The organism is Kocuria carniphila (assembly GCF_004136555.1).
In the GTDB taxonomy this organism is placed as follows: Bacteria; Actinomycetota; Actinomycetes; order Actinomycetales; family Micrococcaceae; genus Kocuria; species Kocuria carniphila.
Genome location: NZ_NOIT01000003.1, coordinates 60,726 through 81,279, shown reverse-complemented (window position 1 = coordinate 81,279; position 20,554 = coordinate 60,726). Strand labels below are relative to the sequence as shown.

The 20,554-nt window shown below is 65.8% G+C and carries 21 protein-coding genes; 13 read left to right on the top strand and 8 right to left on the bottom strand.

The features are described 5' to 3' along the window. Positions 1 to 86: 86 nt before the first annotated feature. Positions 87 to 1,340, top strand: coding sequence for an MFS transporter (locus tag EWV37_RS02885; protein WP_129699701.1), 1,254 nt, complete (start codon positions 87 to 89; stop codon positions 1,338 to 1,340). A 331-nt stretch (positions 1,341 to 1,671) separates the two neighbouring features. Here EWV37_RS02885 and EWV37_RS02880 read toward each other — a convergent pair whose 3' ends face one another. After that, the gene (locus tag EWV37_RS02880; RefSeq protein ID WP_129699700.1) at positions 1,672 to 2,994 is read right to left on the bottom strand and encodes an NtaA/DmoA family FMN-dependent monooxygenase; all 1,323 of its coding nucleotides are present in this window, start codon (positions 2,992 to 2,994) and stop codon (positions 1,672 to 1,674) included. A gap of 96 nt (positions 2,995 to 3,090) precedes the next feature. Here EWV37_RS02880 and EWV37_RS02875 point away from each other — a divergent pair, with 96 nt between their 5' ends. Next, positions 3,091 to 3,702, top strand: a complete 612-nt coding sequence (locus tag EWV37_RS02875) for a TetR/AcrR family transcriptional regulator (protein ID WP_095797611.1) — start codon at positions 3,091 to 3,093, stop codon at positions 3,700 to 3,702. 215 nt (positions 3,703 to 3,917) lie between these two features. On the opposite strand, the gene EWV37_RS02870 is transcribed toward EWV37_RS02875, so the two are convergent. Further along, entirely contained in the window at positions 3,918 to 4,304 is a 387-nt protein-coding gene (locus EWV37_RS02870; RefSeq protein WP_129699699.1) for a GntR family transcriptional regulator, read from the bottom strand. 114 nt (positions 4,305 to 4,418) lie between these two features. Between EWV37_RS02870 and EWV37_RS02865 the strand changes: the two genes are divergently transcribed. The 4 genes from EWV37_RS02865 to EWV37_RS02850 all read left to right on the top strand — a co-directional run bounded on the left by EWV37_RS02865 (position 4,419) and on the right by EWV37_RS02850 (position 8,115). Next, the gene (locus EWV37_RS02865) at positions 4,419 to 5,477 is read left to right on the top strand and encodes an acyl-CoA dehydrogenase family protein (RefSeq protein ID WP_193554291.1); all 1,059 of its coding nucleotides are present in this window, start codon (positions 4,419 to 4,421) and stop codon (positions 5,475 to 5,477) included. Then, on the top strand, positions 5,471 to 6,808 hold the full coding sequence (locus EWV37_RS02860) for a PIG-L family deacetylase (RefSeq protein WP_129699698.1): 1,338 nt from the start codon (positions 5,471 to 5,473) through the stop codon (positions 6,806 to 6,808). The genes EWV37_RS02865 and EWV37_RS02860 overlap by 7 nt, the downstream gene beginning before the upstream one ends. After that, the gene (locus EWV37_RS02855) at positions 6,805 to 7,569 is read left to right on the top strand and encodes a glycosyltransferase family 2 protein (RefSeq protein WP_129699697.1); all 765 of its coding nucleotides are present in this window, start codon (positions 6,805 to 6,807) and stop codon (positions 7,567 to 7,569) included. The genes EWV37_RS02860 and EWV37_RS02855 overlap by 4 nt, the downstream gene beginning before the upstream one ends. Before the next feature lie 81 nt (positions 7,570 to 7,650). Beyond that, a complete protein-coding gene (locus tag EWV37_RS02850) occupies positions 7,651 to 8,115 on the top strand; it encodes an SRPBCC family protein (RefSeq protein ID WP_129699696.1) in 465 nt (154 codons plus the stop codon). Between the two features lie 171 nt (positions 8,116 to 8,286). Here EWV37_RS02850 and EWV37_RS02845 read toward each other — a convergent pair whose 3' ends face one another. Together EWV37_RS02845 and EWV37_RS02840 are read right to left on the bottom strand one after the other, a co-directional pair. Then, positions 8,287 to 8,766, bottom strand: a complete 480-nt coding sequence (locus EWV37_RS02845) for a hypothetical protein (protein WP_129699695.1) — start codon at positions 8,764 to 8,766, stop codon at positions 8,287 to 8,289. After that, on the bottom strand, positions 8,763 to 9,152 hold the full coding sequence (locus tag EWV37_RS02840; RefSeq protein ID WP_129699694.1) for a hypothetical protein: 390 nt from the start codon (positions 9,150 to 9,152) through the stop codon (positions 8,763 to 8,765). The genes EWV37_RS02845 and EWV37_RS02840 overlap by 4 nt, the downstream gene beginning before the upstream one ends. Before the next feature lie 221 nt (positions 9,153 to 9,373). Between EWV37_RS02840 and EWV37_RS02835 the strand changes: the two genes are divergently transcribed. Continuing rightward, complete coding sequence (locus EWV37_RS02835; RefSeq protein WP_129699693.1) at positions 9,374 to 10,612, top strand: MFS transporter; 1,239 nt, start codon at positions 9,374 to 9,376, stop codon at positions 10,610 to 10,612. Between the two features lie 48 nt (positions 10,613 to 10,660). Then, entirely contained in the window at positions 10,661 to 11,758 is a 1,098-nt protein-coding gene (locus tag EWV37_RS02830; RefSeq protein ID WP_095797619.1) for a pyridoxal-phosphate-dependent aminotransferase family protein, read from the top strand. Positions 11,759 to 11,928: 170 nt separating this feature from the next. Here EWV37_RS02830 and EWV37_RS02825 read toward each other — a convergent pair whose 3' ends face one another. After that, positions 11,929 to 12,483, bottom strand: a complete 555-nt coding sequence (locus tag EWV37_RS02825) for a type 1 glutamine amidotransferase domain-containing protein (RefSeq protein ID WP_095797620.1) — start codon at positions 12,481 to 12,483, stop codon at positions 11,929 to 11,931. A gap of 241 nt (positions 12,484 to 12,724) precedes the next feature. Here EWV37_RS02825 and EWV37_RS02820 point away from each other — a divergent pair, with 241 nt between their 5' ends. The 4 genes from EWV37_RS02820 (at position 12,725) to EWV37_RS02805 (ending at position 16,740) form a co-directional block, all read left to right on the top strand. Next, positions 12,725 to 13,408: an ABC transporter permease gene (locus EWV37_RS02820; protein ID WP_380097592.1), complete on the top strand. Its 684-nt coding sequence runs from the start codon at positions 12,725 to 12,727 to the stop codon at positions 13,406 to 13,408. Further along, positions 13,401 to 14,906 carry an ATP-binding cassette domain-containing protein gene (locus tag EWV37_RS02815; RefSeq protein ID WP_129699692.1) on the top strand — a complete coding sequence of 502 codons (1,506 nt, stop codon included), beginning with the start codon at positions 13,401 to 13,403 and terminating at the stop codon, positions 14,904 to 14,906. Before EWV37_RS02820 ends, EWV37_RS02815 begins: the two co-directional genes overlap by 8 nt. 50 nt (positions 14,907 to 14,956) lie before the next feature. Continuing rightward, on the top strand, positions 14,957 to 15,685 hold the full coding sequence (locus EWV37_RS02810; protein WP_371514696.1) for an ABC transporter permease: 729 nt from the start codon (positions 14,957 to 14,959) through the stop codon (positions 15,683 to 15,685). A 110-nt stretch (positions 15,686 to 15,795) separates the two neighbouring features. Beyond that, positions 15,796 to 16,740 (top strand): glycine betaine ABC transporter substrate-binding protein, encoded by a 945-nt coding sequence (locus EWV37_RS02805; protein WP_129699851.1) that lies wholly within the window; start codon positions 15,796 to 15,798, stop codon positions 16,738 to 16,740. A 170-nt stretch (positions 16,741 to 16,910) separates the two neighbouring features. Here the strand turns inward: EWV37_RS02805 and EWV37_RS02800 are convergent, their stop codons facing one another. From EWV37_RS02800 to EWV37_RS02790, 3 genes are all read right to left on the bottom strand, one after another. Next, complete coding sequence (locus tag EWV37_RS02800; protein WP_129699691.1) at positions 16,911 to 17,384, bottom strand: peroxiredoxin; 474 nt, start codon at positions 17,382 to 17,384, stop codon at positions 16,911 to 16,913. Positions 17,385 to 17,424: 40 nt separating this feature from the next. Then, positions 17,425 to 17,604 carry a hypothetical protein gene (locus EWV37_RS02795; protein WP_095797624.1) on the bottom strand — a complete coding sequence of 60 codons (180 nt, stop codon included), beginning with the start codon at positions 17,602 to 17,604 and terminating at the stop codon, positions 17,425 to 17,427. Between the two features lie 489 nt (positions 17,605 to 18,093). Continuing rightward, complete coding sequence (locus EWV37_RS02790) at positions 18,094 to 19,044, bottom strand: D-2-hydroxyacid dehydrogenase (protein WP_129699849.1); 951 nt, start codon at positions 19,042 to 19,044, stop codon at positions 18,094 to 18,096. Positions 19,045 to 19,269: 225 nt separating this feature from the next. Here EWV37_RS02790 and EWV37_RS02785 point away from each other — a divergent pair, with 225 nt between their 5' ends. Continuing rightward, on the top strand, positions 19,270 to 20,547 hold the full coding sequence (locus EWV37_RS02785; RefSeq protein ID WP_129699690.1) for an aspartate aminotransferase family protein: 1,278 nt from the start codon (positions 19,270 to 19,272) through the stop codon (positions 20,545 to 20,547). Positions 20,548 to 20,554 lie beyond the last annotated feature (7 nt).

Here is a 20,554-nt window from a genome sequence, read left to right as displayed (position 1 = left end):
TCACTTCCGGTGTAGGAGGCGCCCTTGTCGGAGCGCCTCCCTGCCCACTACGTCTCAGCACTCGCAGTTTTCGCAGAAGGAGCGTCATGTCCTCCGTTGAAGCCGCCTCAGCGGCACCGAACTTGAAGCAGGGTCAACTCAAGAACCTGGTCCTCGCGACCTTGGCGTCCACCGTGGGCTTCTGGGCGTGGACCATCGTGGGACCGCTGTCCAAGCGCTACGCCGGTGAGATGTCGCTGACCCCGGGGCAGACCGCCATCCTGGTGGCCATGCCGATTTTCGTGGGTTCGATCGCCCGCGTTCCGGTGGGTGCACTCACCGACAAGTACGGCGGGCGCGTCATGTTCACCGTGATCCTGGGTATCACCGCACCGCTGGTGTTGCTCACGGGCCTGGTGGGTCAGCTCAACAACTTCCCGCTGCTGGTCGCGGTCGCGTTCTTCCTGGGCATTGCGGGCACCGTGTTCGCAATCGGTATCCCGTTCTGTTCCGCCTGGTACGAGTCCAATCGCAAGGGCTTCGCGACCGGTGTGTTCGGCGCCGGCATGGTGGGTACCGCGGTCTCCGCGTTCTTCACCCCGCGGCTCGTGGCGGCTACCGGGTACATGACCACCCACATCATCATTGCCGCGATCGTGGCGGTCAGCGCGCTGCTGTGCTGGCTGATGCTGCGTGATTCCCCTGCGCGTGCCGGTCGCAAGGTCGAACCGATGATGCCCAAGCTCAAACAGGCCTTCAGCCTCAAGGTCACCTGGCAGCTGTGCTTCCTCTACGCCGTGGTTTTCGGCGCATTTGTCGCCTTCTCCAATTACCTCCCGACCTACCTGGCCAACGTGTACGAGTACGACCCCACCGCCGCCGGCACCCGCACCGCCGGCTTCGCGCTCGCGGCCGTGGTTGCCCGTCCCATCGGTGGCACGCTCGCGGACAAGTTCGGCCCCAAGATCGTCACCCTGACCTCGTTCGGCGGCACCATCGTGCTGGCCATGCTCGTGGCCTTCCAGCCCGACGCCGAGCACGTCTACGGTCCACTGTTCCTGGCCATGGCCGTGTTCCTGGGTCTGGGCACCGGCGGTGTCTTCGGTTGGGTCGGACGTGCCGCTCCCGCCAAGGACGTGGGCACCATTGGCGGGATCATCGCCGCTGCTGGCGGCCTGGGCGGTTATTTCCCGCCGCTCGTCATGGGCGCGACCTACAACCCGGACAACCGCTCGTACTTCGTGGGACTCACGCTGCTGGCCGTGTTCGCGGCCCTGGCGTTCCTGCTGTCGCTCGTGGTGCGTAACGGCGGCAAGACCAACGAGAACGACAGGCCGGTCGAACAGGCGCCGGTCAAGTAACCGAGGCGCGACGTCCCGCGGCGTCGGCCTCCTGAAACCGCGCGCGGGACCACGGCAGTTTTACACCAACGCGCGCGAACGACGACGACGCTCCACACCACACGGCGCGAGTGGGCACCCAGCCCGCTCGCGTCGTCGTCTGTACCACCTGGCCGCGCCGATCTTGCGAGCTCCCAGCCCGCTCGCGTCGTCGTCCTCTGTGCAGCCTGGTCCGCCGAGCCCGCGACGCCCCAACCCGTGAGGCCCACTGAGCGGGAACCATCTGATGAGGCCTTACTGCGGGGTAGGGGCCCTTACCCTGCAGTAAGGCGTCATGGAATGGCGGGCCCTGTCAGCTCAGGCGCGGATCCTGGCCGTACTGCTCGGGAACGCCCAGGTGATCGCGGAGCGTGGTTCCCTGATAGTCGGTGGGGTAAAGCCCGCGCTCCTGCAGGATGGGCACCACCTGATCCACAAACGTGTCGATGCCGTCCTCGTAGACGTCGATGGAGACCCAGAACCCGTCCACGGCACCGGCCTCGAACCATTCCTGAAGGTGGTCCGCGGTTTCCTCTGCCGTGCCCACGGGGGTGGGGTGATAGCCGATCACGCCGTGGGCCAGGATGTCCCGAATGCTCCAGCCTTCCTGAGCGACCTCGTAGGCCCGCTGCGACCGGGGGTCAAAGGGGCTGGGGCGAGCAGCTTCCAGCTGCTCCCGAGTCAGCGGCTGATCTATCTGGGACACGTCTAACGGCAAGCCGAGCATCGCTCCCAGGTAGGGGACGCGGGCGGGGAAGACCTCGCGGCCCAGGGCCACGCGGCGGTCTAGGGCCTCCTTCTTGCTGCCCGCAATGGCGGGCATGACCCCTGCAAAGTACTTGATCTCATCGGGGTCGCGGCCGGCATCTACGGCGGCCTTCCGCACAGCATCCCGCTGACCCTTGGAATCCTCAATGGTGAACGTGGCACCGATGACGGCGTTCGCGTACCGACCCGCGAGCCCCAATCCGTAGTCACCACCACCGGCCTGGAAGACCACCGGCTGGCCCTGCTCGGAGGGCGGAATCGGCAGCGGTCCGCGGGAGGCCACGTGCTTTCCCTGCAGGTTGATCGGTTGGATCTTGCCCGCGTCAGCGAATTGAGACGTGGCCGGGTCCTTGATCCACGCGTCCTTCTCCCAGCTGCCCCACAAGGCCTGGGCGATCTGGATGGTTTCGTGGGCGCGTTCGTACCGTTCGGGTCGAGGAGCGATTTCTTGACCGTAGTTCGCGGCCACCAGGGGATCACTCGTGGTCACCGCGTTCCATCCCGCGCGGCCGTGGCTCATCACGTCCAGCGTCTTGAACTGGCGTGCGGTGTTGTACGGCTCGTTGAACGTGGTGGATCCGGTGGCGACCAGCCCGATGCGCTCGGTGCCGCGGGCAATCGCGGCCAGCGTCATCATGGGGTCCAGGGTGAGCATGGGAGCTTCCTGTTCCGGACCCTTACTCATTCCGGCGAAATCGGGGAGGAAGAGGAACGCGAACTTGCCCCGCTCGGCGGCCTGGGCGTACCGCACCTGGGCGTCAAAGTTGGTGTAGTTGGCGGGATCGACACCCGGTGCTTTCCAGGCCATGGGCTGAGATCCGTAGCCGTTACCCAGTTGCATGCCGAGGATCATTTGTCGTTTGCTCATGGCAGTCCTTTGCGAGATATTAGGAGACATTCTCCGGTTCGTGATCCAAAATACGGAGAGGCTCTCCGTTAATCAATCAGTAAGGCGGTTCCCGTCATGACTTCAGCCGCAGGCGGAAGCCCGTCGCACCCAAGCTCCTCAGTCACGCGACCCATTCGTGCTGATGCCCGTCGAAACCGAGCGCGCATAGTGGAGATTGCCGAATTGGCGTTTACCGACGGGGGTTTGGATGTCTCCATGGATGCCATCGCGAAGTGGGCGGGGGTGGGTGCGGGGACCCTTTACCGTCACTTCCCCACCAGGGACGCACTGGTTGCTGCTGTCTTGGAGAACCACCAGCCGGACCTGAGCGCCGAGGCCGAAGTCATCCAGAATAACTCCGTCGACTCCGGTGCCGCACTGGAGCGCTGGCTCGACGCCGTGAGTCGCTGGATGCGAGCCTACGAGGGCCTGCCCGAACCCCTACGAACCGCGCTGGGCGAGCAGGACTCTCCATTGCGGCTCACGTGCCAAGAGGTCATCGACACAACAGGTGAGTTCTTGCAGGCAGCCCAGAAGGATGGGCATGCGCGTGAAGGACTCACCGGTCGGAACCTGTACCTCGCGACGCTGGCTGCCGCGTGGGCCCTGGGCACTCCGTCCGCGGACGGTTCGACCGGTCACGAATTGGATGACCTACTCCGGTCCGGTTGGCGGGTCGATTCGTAGGCTGCGCGCCGTCCAGCGGCCGACGGACGCCATTTCATCCGGCCTTACTGCAAAGTAACCCGCCCTACCGTGCAGTAAGACGGCATCAAATGGTGCGCGGCCTTTGCATGGTCGGGCGGGGCACTTGGGGTTGGCCAAAACGGTGTTAGGTAGCTGGCACCGGCCCGATTGGTGCGGCCTCGCCGTGTGCTGGGTGATCGTCGGGACCGCGGGCCTCAGCCAGCGGCGCGCTGGTCCAGCATCCGCTGCACGATCTGCAGGCATTCCTCGGGGGAGTAGTGCAGGTCTCCCGCTGCGCGGTCCAAGAACTCGGAGGCGGCACGGCAGGCGGCTGCGTGGCGGTCGTCGGAGGACTGGGCGATGAAGGTGCCCTTGCGGCCGCGGGTTTCAATCACGCCGCTGGCCTCCATGGTGCGGTAGGCCTTGGCCACGGTTCCGGCCGCTAAGCCCAGGTCGGTGGCCAGTGCGCGCACCGGGGGAATCCTGTCACCGGCTTCCAGAGATCCGGAAGCGATGCCGTCCGTGACGCACTGAACGAGCTGTTCGTACACCGGCACCGTAGACGTGGTGTCAACGGTGAAGATTCCTGCGGTGGTGGACATGAGGGGCCCCTTCGGACGGTGAACCACGGTCAGTGTTACTAGCAATGATACAAACCCGGTTCCACGCGGAACACCGTACGCGGCCGCGGGCCCAAAGCACGTAGGCTTATTACTGTGTTTGACCAGTCGACGTTGCCGATCCCTCAGACTCCTCGACCCGATCAGCGGGAGGTCCAGGAGTTCGTCCGCCACGGTCTGGCCGAGGCCACCACTCTGACCCGCGAATTGCCCCTGCCCGGTCAGGGCAGCACGCGTGAGCTCTGGGCACGAATGAGCGATCTGGCCAGACAAGACCTTGCCCTGGCGCGCATCGTCGAACCCCACCTGGATGCCACTGCCATCATCGATCAGGCCGGCCGCCGTGACCTCCTCACCGACTCGGACACCTGGGCCGTGTGGGCTGCGGAGGGCCCCGGCACCCCACAGACCGCAACGCCGTCGAGAGACGGGTGGACGCTCTCCGGTACCAAGCCGTGGTGCTCGCTCGCGGACTTCGTGAGCCGCGCCGTGGTCACCGCACACGTCGCGGACGAGAGCGGGGAGCTCACCGGCCACCGCCGCGCGTTCGTGATCTCGACGGACCATGCTGGGTTCCTGCCCGAGCACAACGACACGTGGGTTGCCCAGGGCCTCGCGGACGTCCCCACCACCGCCGTGGACTTCCGTGAGGTGCCCGCCGAGCCACTCGGTGAGGACGAGTGGTACCTGACCCGCCCCGGATTCGCATGGGGCGGCATGGGAGTGGCCGCGATCTGGCTGGGCGGCGCGCAGTCCGTTGCGGACCTCCTCTGGCAACGCTCCAGACAACCACGCAAACCGCTCGACGACGTCGCTCTCGCCCACCTCGGTCGCGTGGACCTGGCCCTGACCGCGGCGTCGGCAGTGCTGGATCGAGCGGCGTGCGCCGTCGACAATGGTGATGCCACGGGCGAAAAGGGCGCACTGTGGGCGCTGCGAGTTCGCCGCACCGTGGCGGACGCGGCGGAAACAGTGCTGCGCGAGGTCTCCCGGGCGACCGGGCCGGGGCCCCTCACCGGGGACGCCGCCCACATTAGGCGTGTGATGTCGTTGCAGGTGTACATCCGTCAGGATCATGCGGAGCGGGACAACAAGGCGCTCGGGGAGCTGTTGCTGGCCGCGGCTCCCGCGGGCGAGGAGGGGACACCATGGTGACCTTCGACCACCGGGAGCCCGGAACTCCCGAACAGAAATGGGCGGACAGCAAGGCCCTGCGCACCGCGCCCGAGCTGGACCTGGAGGGCGTGGACCGCGCGGTCGTCTTCGCTGCGCACCCGGACGATGAGACCTTGGGCGCCGGTGGCACCGTTCATCGGTTGAATCAGGCGGGCTCCTCGGTGCGGGTCATCGTGGCCACGCTGGGGGAGAAGTCCCACCCCGATTCGCCGACGCACACTCAGCCAACGCTGTCACGCGTGCGCCATCTGGAAATGTCGGAAGCAGTCGGTGCGATCACCGCGGGCTGTGTCACTCCCGAGTACCTCGCCCTGCCCGACGGTGGACTCACGGCCGAGGCGCTCGCAGACCCCGTCAACGAAGCCATGACATGGTTGGCTCAGGGCCGGCACCCCCTGGCCGTGGTGACGTGGGTCAAGGACGGCCACCCGGATCACGAGATCCTCGCCGCTCAGGTGCAGGAGGCCGCGGGTGCGGCGGCCGTGCGCTGCGTCCAGTACCCCATTTGGTGGTGGCACTGGGGGACACCCGGCAAGCTTCCACGCGGCCTGGTGTACGTGCCACTCTCGGACGAGGACCGGGACGCCAAACAGCAGGCTCTGGAACACCACGTCTCCCAGGTGCGTCCACTTTCGGATCAACCCGGGGACGAGGTGCTGCTCGGTCCGCATATCCTGGAACATTTCGAGCGGGAACGCGAATACTTCATCCTGGCCGCTCCCCATCAGACCCCGGTCTTCAACCGCGTTCACACCGAATCCGAGGACCCGTGGAGCGTGGACAGTTCCCGCTACGAACACCGCAAGCGGGATGTGCTCACGGCCAGCCTGCCGCGCGAGCTGTACCCTCGCGCCCTGGACATCGGCTGCTCCACCGGTGCCCTCACGGCGCAGTTGGCGGCGCGCGTGGGCGTGATGACCGCGGTGGACGCGAGCGACGTCGCCCTGGGCAAGGCCCGCACGCGCCTCACCGAGCGGGGCCTCAAGAACGTGCAATTGCGCAACGCCGTTCTGCCCGAACAATGGGACCCCGACTGGACCGACCTGGACCTGATCGTGGTGAGCGAGGTGGGGTACTTCTGCTCACCCGAACAATGGAAAAAGCTGTTGTCTCTGTGCACCAAGGCGCTCTCGTCCGACGGGCATTTGGTGTTGTGCCATTGGCGCCACCCCATCAAGGATTGGCCGCTGGACGGGGATGACGTGCATCGTGAGGCCCGGCGGCGCCGTAACCTCACGCGGTTGGTGGAGCACCGCGAAGAGGATTTCGAGATCGACATCTACGCGCGTACCAAGCGCGGCCGCGCATGAGTCAGCGGGTGGCAGTGGCGATACCCGCGTGCAACGAGGAGGAGCGCGTGGTCCGGTGCGTCGAGTCGGTGGCGGGGGCCGTTCGCGCCCTGCTGCGTGCCGAATCAGATGCGCGAGTGACCGTGATTCTCGCCGCGGACAGCTGCACCGACCGCACGGTGGGGGCCGCGCGGGAGGCGTGGGCTGCGGCGTCGTCGGTCTTGAACGGGCATGCGGAACTGGAGGTCCTGGAGGGCACCTGGGCAAGTGCGGGTGGGGCTCGGCAGGCCGCAGCGAACCATGCGCTGCGTCTCGGGGCGGACTGGATCGCCTCCACCGACGCTGACACCGCCGTCCCGCAGAACTGGCTCAGCTACCAGGTGGAACGCGCGCGGACCGGGGCCGATGCCGTGCTCGGCACCGTGGAACCGGACCCGACCGAATGCCCCGAGCACGTGTTCAGGCTGTGGCATCTGGAGCACGACCTGTCCGAAGGTCACCCCTATATCCACGCGGCCAACATGGGCGTGCGGGCCGGTGCGTTCCAGGCCGCCGGCGGTTTTCCGAACGTGGAATGCAGCGAGGACGAGGCCGTGGTTGAAGCCTTGCGAGCCCACGGCGCGCGCGTGGAGGCCACGGACCGGATCCGAGCCATCACCTCCGGGCGGTTGCGCGGCCGAGCCGCCCTCGGTTTCGCGTACCACCTGCGCAACCTGGCGGCCCAGCACGGCGCCCACCACGGAGTGCAGCACGGACCGGTCGAGGGCTTCGCCGATCGCTGAAGGTCTTGCCTCGGCGGGCCCGGCACTGCCTAGAGTGAGTAGCAGAACGTCCCATTGTCGATCGACAGAAAGAGGTTTCTCGTGAGCGAGACCAGCATCAGCGCCACCCGAGTCATTGACGCCCCGGCCGAGGACATCTTCGAGGTGCTTTCCCTGCCCGCCAAGCACCCGCAGGTAGATGGTTCGGGCACCGTGGTGTCCGGCACCGACCAGCGCATTCAGCAGACCGGCGACGTGTTCGTGATGAACATGCACGCGGAGGCCATGGGCGGTGACTACAAGATGGAGAACCACGTCACCGGTTTCGATCCCAACAAGCTGATCGCGTGGAAGCCGTGCCAGGAGGGCACCCCCATCGAGCACAACGGCTGGGAGTGGATGTACGAACTCCAGCCCCAGGGTCCCGATTCCACCCAGGTCACGCTGACCTACGCGTGGTCGGACGTGCACCCCAAACTCCTCAAGAAGGTGAGCTTCCCGGCGTTCCCGGAGTCCGTGCTCGAGGAGTCGCTGGAGAACCTCGCCGCCGCGGTGAGCGACAAGTAAGCCGCTACTCCCGCAGCATTTTTACGACGACGACGCCGCTCGGTCGCCCGCACAGCGCGGGCCCGGGCGGCGTCGTCGTTGCGTTTCGGTACGTCGCGGGCGATGCCTTGGTGCCGCGACGCACTGAGCGGCGCGGGCTACCGCCGCGTCCCCGTGGTGATGAGAGGGCAGCTATGGCCCGCTGACCAGGGTGATCAACACGAACAGAGTCGGCAGGTACAGAATCGCTATGGCCAAATTGGCGATGCCCCACCCAGGCCGGTTGCAATGGACCGCGCACCCCGTGCCGCACCCGCCGGCCAGGAACGGGATCCCCAGCAGGAGCAACGGCAGCCACGGGCCCATGTACTGACCGAACGGCAGGATCAGGGTGATTCCCACGGCCACGAAGAACATGACGACCGCGAGCAGTGACGTGTAGTGGCCGCGTTCACCGTGGGCGGGGCGGTGATTGCGAGCGGAGTGGCGTGGCCCCGACTGGGATTCGCGGCGTGACGCCCGGTGGGATCCTCGCCGGGATTCACCCGCTTGGGATGCCAGGCGCGCGGCGCGACGGGAGTCGACGGGCCGGGGCTGATCCGATCGGGACTCGCCCGGCCGGGACCGATGTGACCGGGATTCGGCGGATGCCTGCGCGGCGAAGTGGCTCATCGCGGCACACACGGGGTCACGGTGAACCACACGGTGGTGGCGGCTGCCACCACTCGTTCGTCGGTTTCCATCCGGGGACCGAACCGACGGATCTCATCGCGGAACCGCGCATCGCACCAGCAGTCGAAATAACCGCGTTCGATGTAGCAGCGGTCATGGCGCATGCACAACGTGTCGAACGTGTCCTCCGGCTCCCCACCGCCGTGACCGGGTCCGCACCACGCGCCCCAGATCGGGATGCCGGCGGAGATCCCTGTCCTCTCGCGCAACGGGTCCTCGCCCGGCGCGGCCGGTGAAGCCAGATCGGCCTCCGTGTCCGGCGCATCCGGTGACGTGGTGGGCGCGGCTACCGCGGCCCCCGCCGCGGTGAACAGCAAGGTCCCCATGACTAACGGAATGACTGTCACAGCCCAGAATGGTCCCCGTGAAAATCTCATGAGTTCGACTCCCCCAAGTTGAACTAGATGATGTGTTCATACTGTAGGGGGTGTGACTAGCCGAGGGAAACACATGTGTTCCTCCCGGCCGGCGTGGGACTGCGCGGCGTGCGGCGTACCCTGGTCCAGGACGTCAGCGACACCAACCACGGGAGAGGGAGCGCCTCGGCATGCAGTCCGCGGGGACATGGGAAGGCTACGAGCGGGGCAGCTCCGGGTACAAAAGGATTTTGATCGCGCTGTTGTGCGCGGGCATCGCGACGTTCGCCCAGCTCTATTCCGTGCAGGGCGTCCTTCCGATCATGGCGCGGGACCTGGAGATCGACGCCGCCCAAGCCTCCTTGGCCGTGTCCGCCGCGACCCTCGGTTTGGCGGTTGCGGTGATCCCGTGGTCCTTGATGTCGGACAGATTCGGTCGCCGCAGGACCATGGTCACCGCGGTCATTGCGGCCACCATCCTGGGCGTGGCCATGAGCCTCATGCCGTCCTTCGAGTTGCTCGTGGGAATGCGCTTCCTGGAAGGCATGGCGCTGGGCGGTATCCCGTCCGTGGCCATGGCGTATCTCGCTGAAGAGGTGAACCCGGTGCACGCCGCGATCGCCGCGGGCAGCTACATCTCCGGAACCACGTTGGGAGGACTCTCGGGTCGCATCGTGGCGGCCCCGGTGGCGGACTTCTTCGGGTGGCGCGCGGGAACCCTCGTCGTGGCGATTTACGCGGCCATGGCGGCCGTCGCGTTCATCCTGTTGGCTCCGAAACAAAAGGGCTTCAGGCCGCAAGCAGTCCGGCTGACCGGTCCGGGTGGTGTGCACGAGCGGCTCCTGGTCAACCTCAAGGATCCCGGACTGGTGTCCCTGTACATGCAGGGATTCCTGCTGATGGGCGGGTTCGTGGCCGTTTACAACTTCATCGGCTTCCACCTGGGTGACGAGCCGTTCAACGTGCCGCCGTCGATCGTGTCCGTGCTGTTCCTGTCCTACCTGACCGGCACGTGGTCCTCGGCCCAGGCGGGGCGGATCGCCGCGCGGTTCGGCCGTCGAAAGGTACTGATCACGTCCTCGCTGATCATGCTGGGCGGGCTCCTCATGATGCTCATCCCGTGGCTGCCCGCCGTGGTCGTGGGATTGCTGATCTTCACCGCCGGATTCTTCGGGGCGCACTCCATCGCCAACGGCTGGGTGCCGGCGCGAGCGACCGTGGGACGTGCCCAGGCGTCGTCGTTGTACACGCTGTTCTACTACGGGGGCTCGTCCGTGTTCGGCTACGTGGCCGGCCTGTTCCTCACGCGCTTCGGCTGGAACGGCGCGGTGGCGTTCATCGGTGCGCTGATCGCGGTGGCGATCGCCCTGACCGTGGTGTTCCTGCGCCGGCCCGTCACACCGGAGGCCGTGCAGCCCAGCGGCGACTAGGGTTGAACGAGACGCACCCCACACGTGGACAGCCTGAGGAGGCCCCGCATGACCAACACGTTGACCGCCCGCCACCTGTTCGGCCCCGGCCCGTCCAATCCGTACCCGGAGGCCACGGAGGCACTCGCCCGGCCGCTCCTGGGCCACCTGGACCCGCAGTTCCTCGAGATCATGGACCGCGCGTGTGATGGTCTGCGTCAGGTGTGGGGCACCTCCAACCGCCGCACCCTGCCGATCTCGGCCACGGGCTCGGCGGGTATGGAAGCGGCGTTCGTGAACTTCGTGAACCCCGGTGACGTGGTGGTCATTGCCGTCAACGGCCTGTTCGGTGAGCGCATGTGCGATGTCGCCGCGCGCTGCGGTGCCGAGGTGGTCCGCGTGGACTTCCCGTTCGGTCAGCCGGTGGACGCACAGAAAGTGGCCGACGCTCACCCCAACCCCACGATCATCGCCGCGGTTCACGCGGAAACCTCCACGGGTGTGCGCTCGGATATCGCCGCCCTCGGTGCCATCAAGGGTGACGCTCTGCTGCTCGTGGACGCCGTGACCTCCATCGGCGGTATAGAACTCAAGGCCGACGAATGGGGCATCGACATCGGCTACGCCGGTACCCAGAAGTGCCTGGGCGTGGCCCCCGGCCTGGCACCCTTCACCGTCTCGGACCGTGCCTGGGAGCGCCGCGTGGAGAACCCGCGCTCGTGGTACCTGGACCTGGGCATGCTGGGCGGCTACGTGGGGGAGACCTCCGGTAGCGCCTCACGCACCTACCACCACACGGCACCGGTCGCCATGATCGCGTCCCTCGACGCCGGTCTGCAGCGCATCCTGGACGAAGGGCTCGACGCCGTTCGCAACCGTCATTACGCAGCCGGCCAAGCGCTGCAGGACGGCCTGGAGGCCATGGGCCTCGAACTGTTCGCTGCCGAGGGCCACCGCCTGCCCGAGCTGACCACCGTCAAGGTTCCGGAGGGCGTGGACTCCGCCGCCGTGCGCAAGGAACTGCTCGAGAAGTACAACCTGGAGATCGGCGCGGGCGTCAAGGAGTTCGCCAGCACCGTGTGGCGCATCGGCCTGATGGGCCCCAACGCCGCCCCGGATTCCGTGGCGCTCGTGCTCGGCGCGTTGAAGGACGTGTTGGGTAAGTAGCACTGACGAATAGACGCTGGGCCGAGACCGGATCGAGTTCGGCGCCAGAACGGCATAGAACCGATACCGGCACCAAGTTCGGCAACAGGACTGCCCCGGCCGCATCATGCGGCCGGGGCAGTTCTGGCTTTCGTTGAGATCCCCTTGAGCACGGATCTCGCCCAGTAATCTCAGGCGGTCAGTTCATCCTCGATGGCCTGGACGAACGGCTCCAGGTCACCGGGGTTACGCGAGGTGATGAGCACCCAGTCCTTGGCGGGGCAGCGCTTCATGGGCTCATCCACCCAGGTGCCACCGGCGTTGGTGATGTCGACCTTGACGGAGTCGTACGAGGTCAGGGTCTTGCCATTCACCAGTCCGGTCTCCACCAGCAACCACGGGCCGTGGCAGATGGATGCGATGGGACGGCCGGAGGACGCGAAGGCCTGGGCGATCTTCTGGGCATCCTCGTCGAGACGGAGGGTGTCAGCGTTGAGGGTGCCACCGGGGAGCAGCAGCAGGTCGTACTCGGACTCGTTCACGTCTGAGATCTTCTGATCCACGGGGAACGTCTCACCCAAATCCCAGTCGCCCACGAGGCTCTGGATCTCGCCGTTCTCCTGAGACGCGACGGTCACGGTGGCGCCCGCTTCACGCAGCTTCTCCAGGGGGACCTTCAGCTCGTCCTGCTCCACGCCGCGGTTGGTCTGCAGCGAGAGAATCTTCTTACCGGTCAAATCAGCCATTGGTAAGGCTCCTTTCGATTCGCTTGTGGTTCTATGGTTCCACCGTCCGCCGGTGTTGGCAAGAAAACCCTGGGGCTGTCCGCTATGAGCGACACCGCCCCAGCCAGGAGGCGTCAGAGGGTGTGCTCACGAATGTCACGAACGGGTCACGATGCGAAGATTGTGTGGCTCAATGCACACGAATGCAGCAGTTCGGTCCCAACCTGAACAGGAATCAACAGCAATCTGACCACTATGGACGATGCAGCCCTCTGCCTACGGTGAGGGTGGAGACGGTACGCGCGTGTGGGACTTTGTCAGAGATAGTTATCAACAGATTTTGTTCGCCTCGTGGCAGCACCTCAGCCTGGTGGTGCAGTGCCTCGTGCTCGCCACTGTCCTGGCCGTCGTGCTGTCGGCTCTGGTCTACCGGAGCAAGACGGCCAGCGCACTAGCCAACGGGGTCTCGGCCATGGGTCTGACCATTCCGTCCTTCGCGCTGATCGGTCTCTTGATCGCACCGTTCGGTTTCGGCGTGCTCCCGGCGGTCATCGTGGTCACGTTTTTCGCGACCCTGCCCATCCTGCGCAACGCTGTGGTGGGGCTGAACAGCATCCCGGCATCCGTGGTCGAATCCGCACGCGGTATCGGCATGAGTCGATTCCGCACCCTGGCCACCGTGGAACTGCCCATGGCGTGGCCCATCATCCTGGCGGGCATCCGCGTTTCCGCGCAAATGGTCATAGGCATTGCTGCCGTGGCCGCCTACACCCTGGGCCCCGGCCTGGGTGGCTTCATCTTTTCTGGTCTCTCCCGCCTGGGTGGGGCCAACGCCTTTGAATCCGTGGTCGTGGGAGTCGTCGGTGTCATCCTGCTGGCCATCATCTTGGACCTCCTGTTGGTGGTCCTGAGCCGTCTGACAACCTCGCGAGGTATCCGTGTCTGAAACACAAACCATCCAGAACTCTGCCGAGAACGTCAGCGGCGCATCCATCCTGCTCGATCAGGTGACCAAGCAGTACCCCGGCCAGACCAAGCCCGCGGTGGGTGGGCTCACCATGGAGATCCCCGCGGGCAGCATCGTGATGTTCGTGGGACCCTCCGGTTGCGGTAAGACCACCACGCTCAAGATGATCAACCGCCTGATCGAGCCCACGGACGGGGCCATCGTGATCAACGGGGACAACGTGACGGACATGAACGGCGACAAGCTGCGCCGTCAGATCGGCTACGTGATCCAGGCCGGAGGTCTGTTCCCCCACATGAGCGTTGCGGCCAACATCGGTTTGGTGCCCAAGATGCTCGGCTGGGACAAGGACCGGATCGCAGCTCGCGTGGACGAGCTCCTCGAACTGGTGTCCCTGGACCCCACGGTCTATCGGAATCGGTACCCCAAGGAACTTTCGGGTGGTCAGCAGCAGCGCATCGGCGTGGCCCGTGCGCTCGCCGCGGACCCGCCCATCCTGCTCATGGATGAACCGTTCGGGGCGGTTGACCCCATCACCCGCCAACGCCTGCAGAACGAGTTGCTCAATATCCAGGCCGAGCTGCAGAAAACGATCGTCTGCGTCACCCACGACTTCGACGAGGCCGTGAAGCTCGGCGACTGGATCGCCATCTTCAACGAGGGTGCCCAGATCGAGCAGTACGACTCCCCAGAGCGCATCCTGGCCAACCCGAGCAACGAGTTCGTCGAGAACTTCATTGGTTCAGGTGCAGGTCTCAAGCAGCTCACGCTCAACCGCGTGCACGAGGTCGAGCAGCAGAAAGCCGTGACCGCGGCGCCCGGTGAGTCACCGGAAGCAGTCATCGCCCGCTTGCAAGAAGCTGGTCAGCAGAACGTGGTGATCCTGGATTCCCGCGGCCGCGCGATCCAGTGGTTGTCGCAGCGCCAGCTCTCCCGCATGCAGGTCATCTCGGATGCCGCGGATCCCAACCTGCCGCTCGTCAACGAACAGTCCACCCTCAACGAGGCCCTGGACGCCATGCTGGTTGCGAGCACCAGCGCGGCGCTGGTCGCCGGACGACGAGACGCGTTCACCGGCCTGATCACCGTGAACACGGTCATGGACGCGATCTCGGCCGGTCAGGCTGCCGCCCAGGGCGACGGCGACGCACCGGTCGGCCTGAATACCGGCTCCATCCCGCAGATTTCCGACGACGACGCCCCGGTCAACGCCGCCGCCACCGACCGCCACGCTGCAACGAACACCGAGGGCGACGCCGCCGCGGCTGGGTCCACAGTCGCGGCCACCTCCGAGAATGCTTCGCGACCGCGCGATGATGCTCGCGAGCCCCATGCCGAAAATCACGACACGGTGAATGGGCACACCACCACGAACGGCCACCGTGCCCCGTGGGACGAGACCAGGCGGGACTCGAGCGCAACGGACCGGGGCGACGTCGGCGAAGAGAACTTGACGGAAACGAGGGATCGGCCGTGAGCGCGACGACCGGAGTGCAGAACCCGGACGCCGTCTCGACCACCGCGGCGATCGCGGGCGGGTCGTCCAAGGGACTGTGGATTCAGCTGGCCGTCATCCTCGTGGCCATCGCGGCGCTGTTCGCATGGTTGGCTTTCGGCGACCTGACCGACACGGAACGGGCGACCCTGGCACCTGACGCGCTGTGGGGCTACACGTGGGAGCACTTGAAACTGACCGCCGTGGCGGCCTTGTTGGTGCTGCTCATCGCGATCCCGCTGGGGATCCTGCTGACCCGCGGGCCGCTGCGCAAGTTCACCGGACCGGTCCTGGTCGTGGCCAATATCGGACAGGCGGCACCGGCCATCGGCCTGGTGGTGTTGTTGTCCTTCTGGCTGGGTTTCGGGTTCAAGGCGGCTGTCGTTGCCCTGGTGGCCTACGCGATTCTGCCGGTACTGCGGAACACCATGGTGGGTTTGCAGCAGGTTGATCAGCGACTTGTCGAAGCCGGCCGCGGCATGGGCATGAGCGCGGCGGCGGTGCTCTTCAGGGTGGAACTCCCACTCGCGGTGCCGGTGATGCTGTCCGGTATCCGCACGGCCCTGGTGTTGCTGGTGGGAACCGCGACACTGGCCACGTTCATCAACGGCGGTGGCCTGGGCATTCTGATCACCACCGGCGTGAACCTGAACCTGATCAAGGTGCTGATCGCGGGTTCCCTGCTGGTCGCGCTGTTGGCTCTGCTCGTGGATTGGTTGGGGCGCTTCGTGGAATACGTCGCGCGCCCGAAGGGACTGTGATGGCAACGTCTAATCGAACGGGACGAAGGCAACGGCCGGTGGCCGGGGCGGCGTCGTCGAACCGAAAGCGCACGCGCGCCGTCGCAGGACTGGGTGCGGGACTCGCCGTGATGCTGTTGGCCGGCTGCGGTCTGCAACCGGCCACGTCGTTCGTGCCGGAGGTGCAGCCGGGCGCGATCCAGCCTGTGGAGGGACTGCCCGAGGACGCACAGATCACGGTGGTGAGCAAGAACTTCACCGAGCAGCTCATCCTGGGCAAGATCGCGGTGATGACCGCGGAGGCCGCAGGGTTCGAGGTGGAGGACTTCACCAACGTGCCCGGAAGCCAGCCGGTGCGCGAACTGATGGTGTCCGGCGAGGGTGACTTCACGTACGAGTACACGGGCACCGCGTGGATCACCTACATGGGCAATCCCACCGGCATCCCGGACAAGGAAGAACAATGGCAGGCCGTGCACGACGCGGACCTGGAGAACGGGCTCACCTGGGGTAGGCCCGCGCCGCTGAACAACACGTACGCGTTCGCGGTGCGCAGTGAGGCCGTGCCCGAACTGGGCAATATTTCCAAGCTGTCGCAGATCGGGAACCTACCCGTGGCCGAGCGGACGCTGTGCGTCGAGGCGGAGTTCAACTCCCGTCAGGACGGCCTGGATCCCATGCTGGACACCTACGACATCCCGCGGGGTTCGGCCAACGGCATTCCGGACGGCAATATCGGCGTGTACGACACGGGCGCGGTGTATACGGCAACCGATGACGGCGACTGCAACTTTGGCGAGGTCTTCACGACCGACGGTCGCATCGACGCACTGGACCTGACCGTGCTCGAGGACGACCGGAAGTTCTTCCCGGCATACAACGCGGCACCCGTGTTCAACTCGGAGACCCTGGAGGAATACCCGCAGCTGCAGGAGGTCTTCGACCAGGTCTCGCCGCTGTTGACCGATGAGACCATGCGTCAGCTGAACCTCAAGGTGGACGTGGAAGGTCAGGAACCCGTGGATGTGGCCTACGACTGGATGGTGTCCGAGGGGCTCATCACGGGCGAGGGCTGATCGCTGCTGCTCCGGGGATGAGGCCGGTGACGGGGTCGGTCGCGAAGCCGAGCGCGCGGCGTCGTCCGTGGCGTGAAAAGGGGTTAAAGGGCGGCAGCCGCCCGAAGGCGGCTGCCGCTATTTCCGTCCGTCCAGGAGGCCACTGTTCGGACGGAGTCTAGTGACGGTTCTCAGGAACCGTTGGAGAGTTCGGACACGAGGCGACCCACGTGGCCCTTCGCGTCGACGCGGTATTCGGCGTTGGCCAGGGTGCCGTCCGCGTTCACGACGAAGGTGGAACGCAGAGGGCCCTCGGAGGTTTCACCGTTGATGGTGCGTTCACCCCACGCACCCCATTCCTTGGCGGCTGCGTGATCGGGGTCGGAAAGAAGTGTGTAGGGGAGGTGGTATTCCTCCACGAAACGGTTGAGTTCTTCCGGGGCGTCCCCGGAGACTCCGTACACGTCATAACCCAGGCCCTTGATGGCGGCCAGGTTGTCGCGGAAGTCGCATGCCTCGGTGGTGCACCCCGGCGTGAACGCCTTGGGGTAGAAGTACACCACTGCGCTGCGCTCGTTCTGATCACCGAGGTTCACGGTGTTGCCGTCATGGGCGGTGAGGTTGAGTGCGGGGGCGGTATCGCCCGTAGCGAGTTCGCGGGACATGGCTGCTCCTAGTGTTTGGTGGTTCCGGTGGGATCCGCGATCAGCGGGTCAGGATCCGGGACAGTGCTGCTCCGATGCAAGCAGCTGAGACGGCCAGAGTCCACATTTCAGCGGAACGGTTCTCGATCTTGCTGCTACCGGCGGAGAAATCCGGGTCCAGGGTGTCGCCGGTGTACTTGAAGTAGGACACGTGGGCTGCAGTGGCAGGTGCGTTCGACATTTCTCATTCCTTTCATCATCCGGAAGCTGTTTTCCGTAATATGAAATATACTGTAAGCTGGGTCACAGGTCAAGAGGTTTGCCGAAAAATTTCGTGCTATTGCGCGGGCACGCGAAAACTACCCCGCGGGCTGGCTGCCCGTAGGACGGCATTGCCGCTGTGACTAGTGGCTATGTACGGGTCGGGCGGCGAGATGACCGCATTCGGCAGCGGTGTCTGAGGGGTCAATGCGTGAGGGTGCGGGCGGTGTGAGGTTTCTGCACGAGCGGAGTCTCATGTGAGGGAAAAGCAGCCGCGAAGTATCAGGGGAGGAAAACGCACATAGCGCGCACCTTTTCTGCATGTTCATCACATGAGACTGCGGGGCTGCAGCTTCCTCCCATCAGACTGCCGGGAGGGCGCTTGGTGGTGCGATCGGGGCCCACATCTGCACTGCCGTGACTATGAACAGACCTGATGACGCGCCGATCTGATGATGCATTGCTCTGACTAGTGGCCGCGCACGTAGCCCAGTTGCTTGTCGACCTGGTTCGCCAAGGTCTCACCGCGTAACCAGCGGCCCAGATTGTCCTGGAACTGCTCCGCCAGGGTGGTGCGCCAGCCGATCACGTCGCCGCTCATGTGCGCGGAGATATGAACGTTGGGCATCGCCCAGAACGGGTGGTCCCGGGGGAGCGGCTCGTGTTCGAACACATCCAACGACGCCGCCGCGACGCGCCCTTCGCGGAGTGCGTCCAGTAGCGCGGGTTCATCCACGAGCGCACCGCGGCCCACGTTGATCACGTGCGCGCTCGGTTTCATGCGCTGGAGGACTTCACCGTTCAGCAGGCCCCGCGTCGCGCCGGTCAGGGGTGCGATCAGCACCAGATGATCGACCTCGCCCACGTGCTCCGCGAGCTCCGAACTGGCGATCACCGTTCCGAAGTCCTCGTCGCGCTCGCGGGCCGTGCGTCCAGCGCCCGAGACCTTCAGTCCTGCCGCGCGCAACAGTCTGGCCGTGGCGCGGCCAATGCCTCCGGTGCCGACCACCAGGGCGCGCTGCCCTGCTGTCTGCTGGAGTTCGCGATGCTGCCACTCGGTGTTTCGTTGCAGCTCCTTGCTTCGGTGCAGTTGCTTGTCATGGGCCAGGATCGAGGCGAGCACGAATTCCGCAATGGGTACGTCAAAGGCGCCGTGGGCGTTGGTCACCGTGATGTCCGAGTCGCGGAGTTCGTCGAAGAGCAGCGAATCTACGCCCGCTGCAGCTACATGGATCCACTCAAGGTCCGTGGCGGACTGCCACGCGTCGCGCAGTGCCGTGGAGAAGAAATCCCAGAGCAGTAGTGCCTGCGCCCCGGGTAGGGCGTCGGAGAGTTGCTCGGCGTCCGCGTAGACGACCTCGGCGAGTGCCTCGATCTCCCGCGCATTGGGCAGGTCGGGTGCGCCGGGCGAGGTGAGCACCACGAGTTTGGGGCGACGACGTCGCTCGGTCCCGGCGGCGTCGTTGCTTGCCTGGGGTGCCCGGCTCGTATCGCCGGCGCCCTGGGTCGCGAGATCTGTCGCTCCGGCCCTGCTTGATGTGTTGTCCGGGCGGTTCTCGGGGTTCTGTTTCGGCTCCACACTTGCACCCTAGGGCAATCCTCTGATTGTTGACAATCATTCGATTACGCCGGGACAATGTGACCCATGACATCTCTGAGTCCCCTCCTGAAGCAGGCAACTCCGGTTGTGGTCGATCACGCCCTGGGCAGTTGGATCTACGGCACGGACGGCCGGGAGTACCTGGACTTCACCACGGGCATCGGGGTGACGAGCACCGGTCACTGCCACCCCAAGGTGGTGGAAGTGGCCCGGGAGCAGGTCGGCAAGGTGATCCACGCGCAATACACCACCGTGCTGCACAAGCCGCTGTTGGCGTTCACGGAGAAACTGGGTGAGGTGCTGCCCGCGGGATTGGACTCTCTGTTCTTCGCCAACTCCGGCTCGGAGGCTGTGGAAGCCGCGGTGCGCTTGGCTCGCATGGCCACGGGCCGCCCCAACATCGTGGTGTTCCAGGGTGGGTTCCACGGTCGCACGGTGGCGGCGGCGTCCCTGACGACCGCCGGAACCAAGTTCTCGGCCGGATTCTCGCCGCTGATGTCCGGCGTACACATGTCCGCGTTCCCGTACGCCTATCGCTACGGCTGGGACGAGGACACCGCCGTGGACTTCGCGTTGCAGGAGCTCGACTACCTGCTGACCACCCGCACCGCACCCAATGACACCGCGGCGTTCCTGATCGAACCGGCACTGGGGGACGGCGGCTACATCCCCACGCCCCCGCGATTCCTCGAGGGACTGCGCGAACGAGCCGACCGCCACGGCATCCTCCTGATTTTCGACGAGGTTCAGGCCGGCGTGGGGCGCACCGGCAAGTACTGGGGACACCAGCACTCCACCGCGCTGCCGGACATCCAGATCATGGCCAAAGGCATTGCCTCTGGCTTCCCGATCTCGGCCATCGCCGCGTCGAACGAGCTCATGTCCAAAGGCTGGCCCGGTTCGCAGGGCGGCACCTACGGCGGCAACGCGGTCTCCGCGGCGGCCGGCGTGGCGACCCTTCAGGTCGTTGAGGACGAAGGTCTGGTCGAGAACTCCCGGGTCCGCGGTGATCAGCTCCAAACCGGACTCCTGGACATCCAGTCCCGCTATCCGGTGATCGGCAACGTGCGCGGGCTGGGCCTGATGCAGGGCATCGAGTTCACCGCCCCGGACGGCTCACCGGACGCCGCCACCGCCTCTGCCGTGCAGCAGGCCACAATCGACCAGGACCTCCTGACGCTCACGTGCGGTCCCGCGGGCAACGTGGTTCGGTTGATCCCCGCGCTCGTGGTCACCGAACGCGAGATCGAGCAGGGCCTCGAACGGTTCGACGCCGCTCTGGCCGCCGTCACGGCGTCGGCCGGCTCAGCTGCCGGGATCTGAGGGCGCC

Coding starts and splice junctions, on each gene's coding strand:
- EWV37_RS02885 (WP_129699701.1), top strand. CDS start 87: ATGTCCTCCGTTGAAGCCGCCTCAGCGGCACCGAACTTGAAGCAGGGT.
- EWV37_RS02880 (WP_129699700.1), bottom strand. CDS start 2,994: ATGAGCAAACGACAAATGATCCTCGGCATGCAACTGGGTAACGGCTAC.
- EWV37_RS02875 (WP_095797611.1), top strand. CDS start 3,091: ATGACTTCAGCCGCAGGCGGAAGCCCGTCGCACCCAAGCTCCTCAGTC.
- EWV37_RS02870 (WP_129699699.1), bottom strand. CDS start 4,304: ATGTCCACCACCGCAGGAATCTTCACCGTTGACACCACGTCTACGGTG.
- EWV37_RS02860 (WP_129699698.1), top strand. CDS start 5,471: ATGGTGACCTTCGACCACCGGGAGCCCGGAACTCCCGAACAGAAATGG.
- EWV37_RS02855 (WP_129699697.1), top strand. CDS start 6,805: ATGAGTCAGCGGGTGGCAGTGGCGATACCCGCGTGCAACGAGGAGGAG.
- EWV37_RS02845 (WP_129699695.1), bottom strand. CDS start 8,766: ATGAGCCACTTCGCCGCGCAGGCATCCGCCGAATCCCGGTCACATCGG.
- EWV37_RS02840 (WP_129699694.1), bottom strand. CDS start 9,152: ATGGGGACCTTGCTGTTCACCGCGGCGGGGGCCGCGGTAGCCGCGCCC.
- EWV37_RS02835 (WP_129699693.1), top strand. CDS start 9,374: ATGCAGTCCGCGGGGACATGGGAAGGCTACGAGCGGGGCAGCTCCGGG.
- EWV37_RS02830 (WP_095797619.1), top strand. CDS start 10,661: ATGACCAACACGTTGACCGCCCGCCACCTGTTCGGCCCCGGCCCGTCC.
- EWV37_RS02825 (WP_095797620.1), bottom strand. CDS start 12,483: ATGGCTGATTTGACCGGTAAGAAGATTCTCTCGCTGCAGACCAACCGC.
- EWV37_RS02820 (WP_380097592.1), top strand. CDS start 12,725: ATGCAGCCCTCTGCCTACGGTGAGGGTGGAGACGGTACGCGCGTGTGG.
- EWV37_RS02805 (WP_129699851.1), top strand. CDS start 15,796: ATGCTGTTGGCCGGCTGCGGTCTGCAACCGGCCACGTCGTTCGTGCCG.
- EWV37_RS02800 (WP_129699691.1), bottom strand. CDS start 17,384: ATGTCCCGCGAACTCGCTACGGGCGATACCGCCCCCGCACTCAACCTC.
- EWV37_RS02795 (WP_095797624.1), bottom strand. CDS start 17,604: ATGTCGAACGCACCTGCCACTGCAGCCCACGTGTCCTACTTCAAGTAC.
- EWV37_RS02785 (WP_129699690.1), top strand. CDS start 19,270: ATGACATCTCTGAGTCCCCTCCTGAAGCAGGCAACTCCGGTTGTGGTC.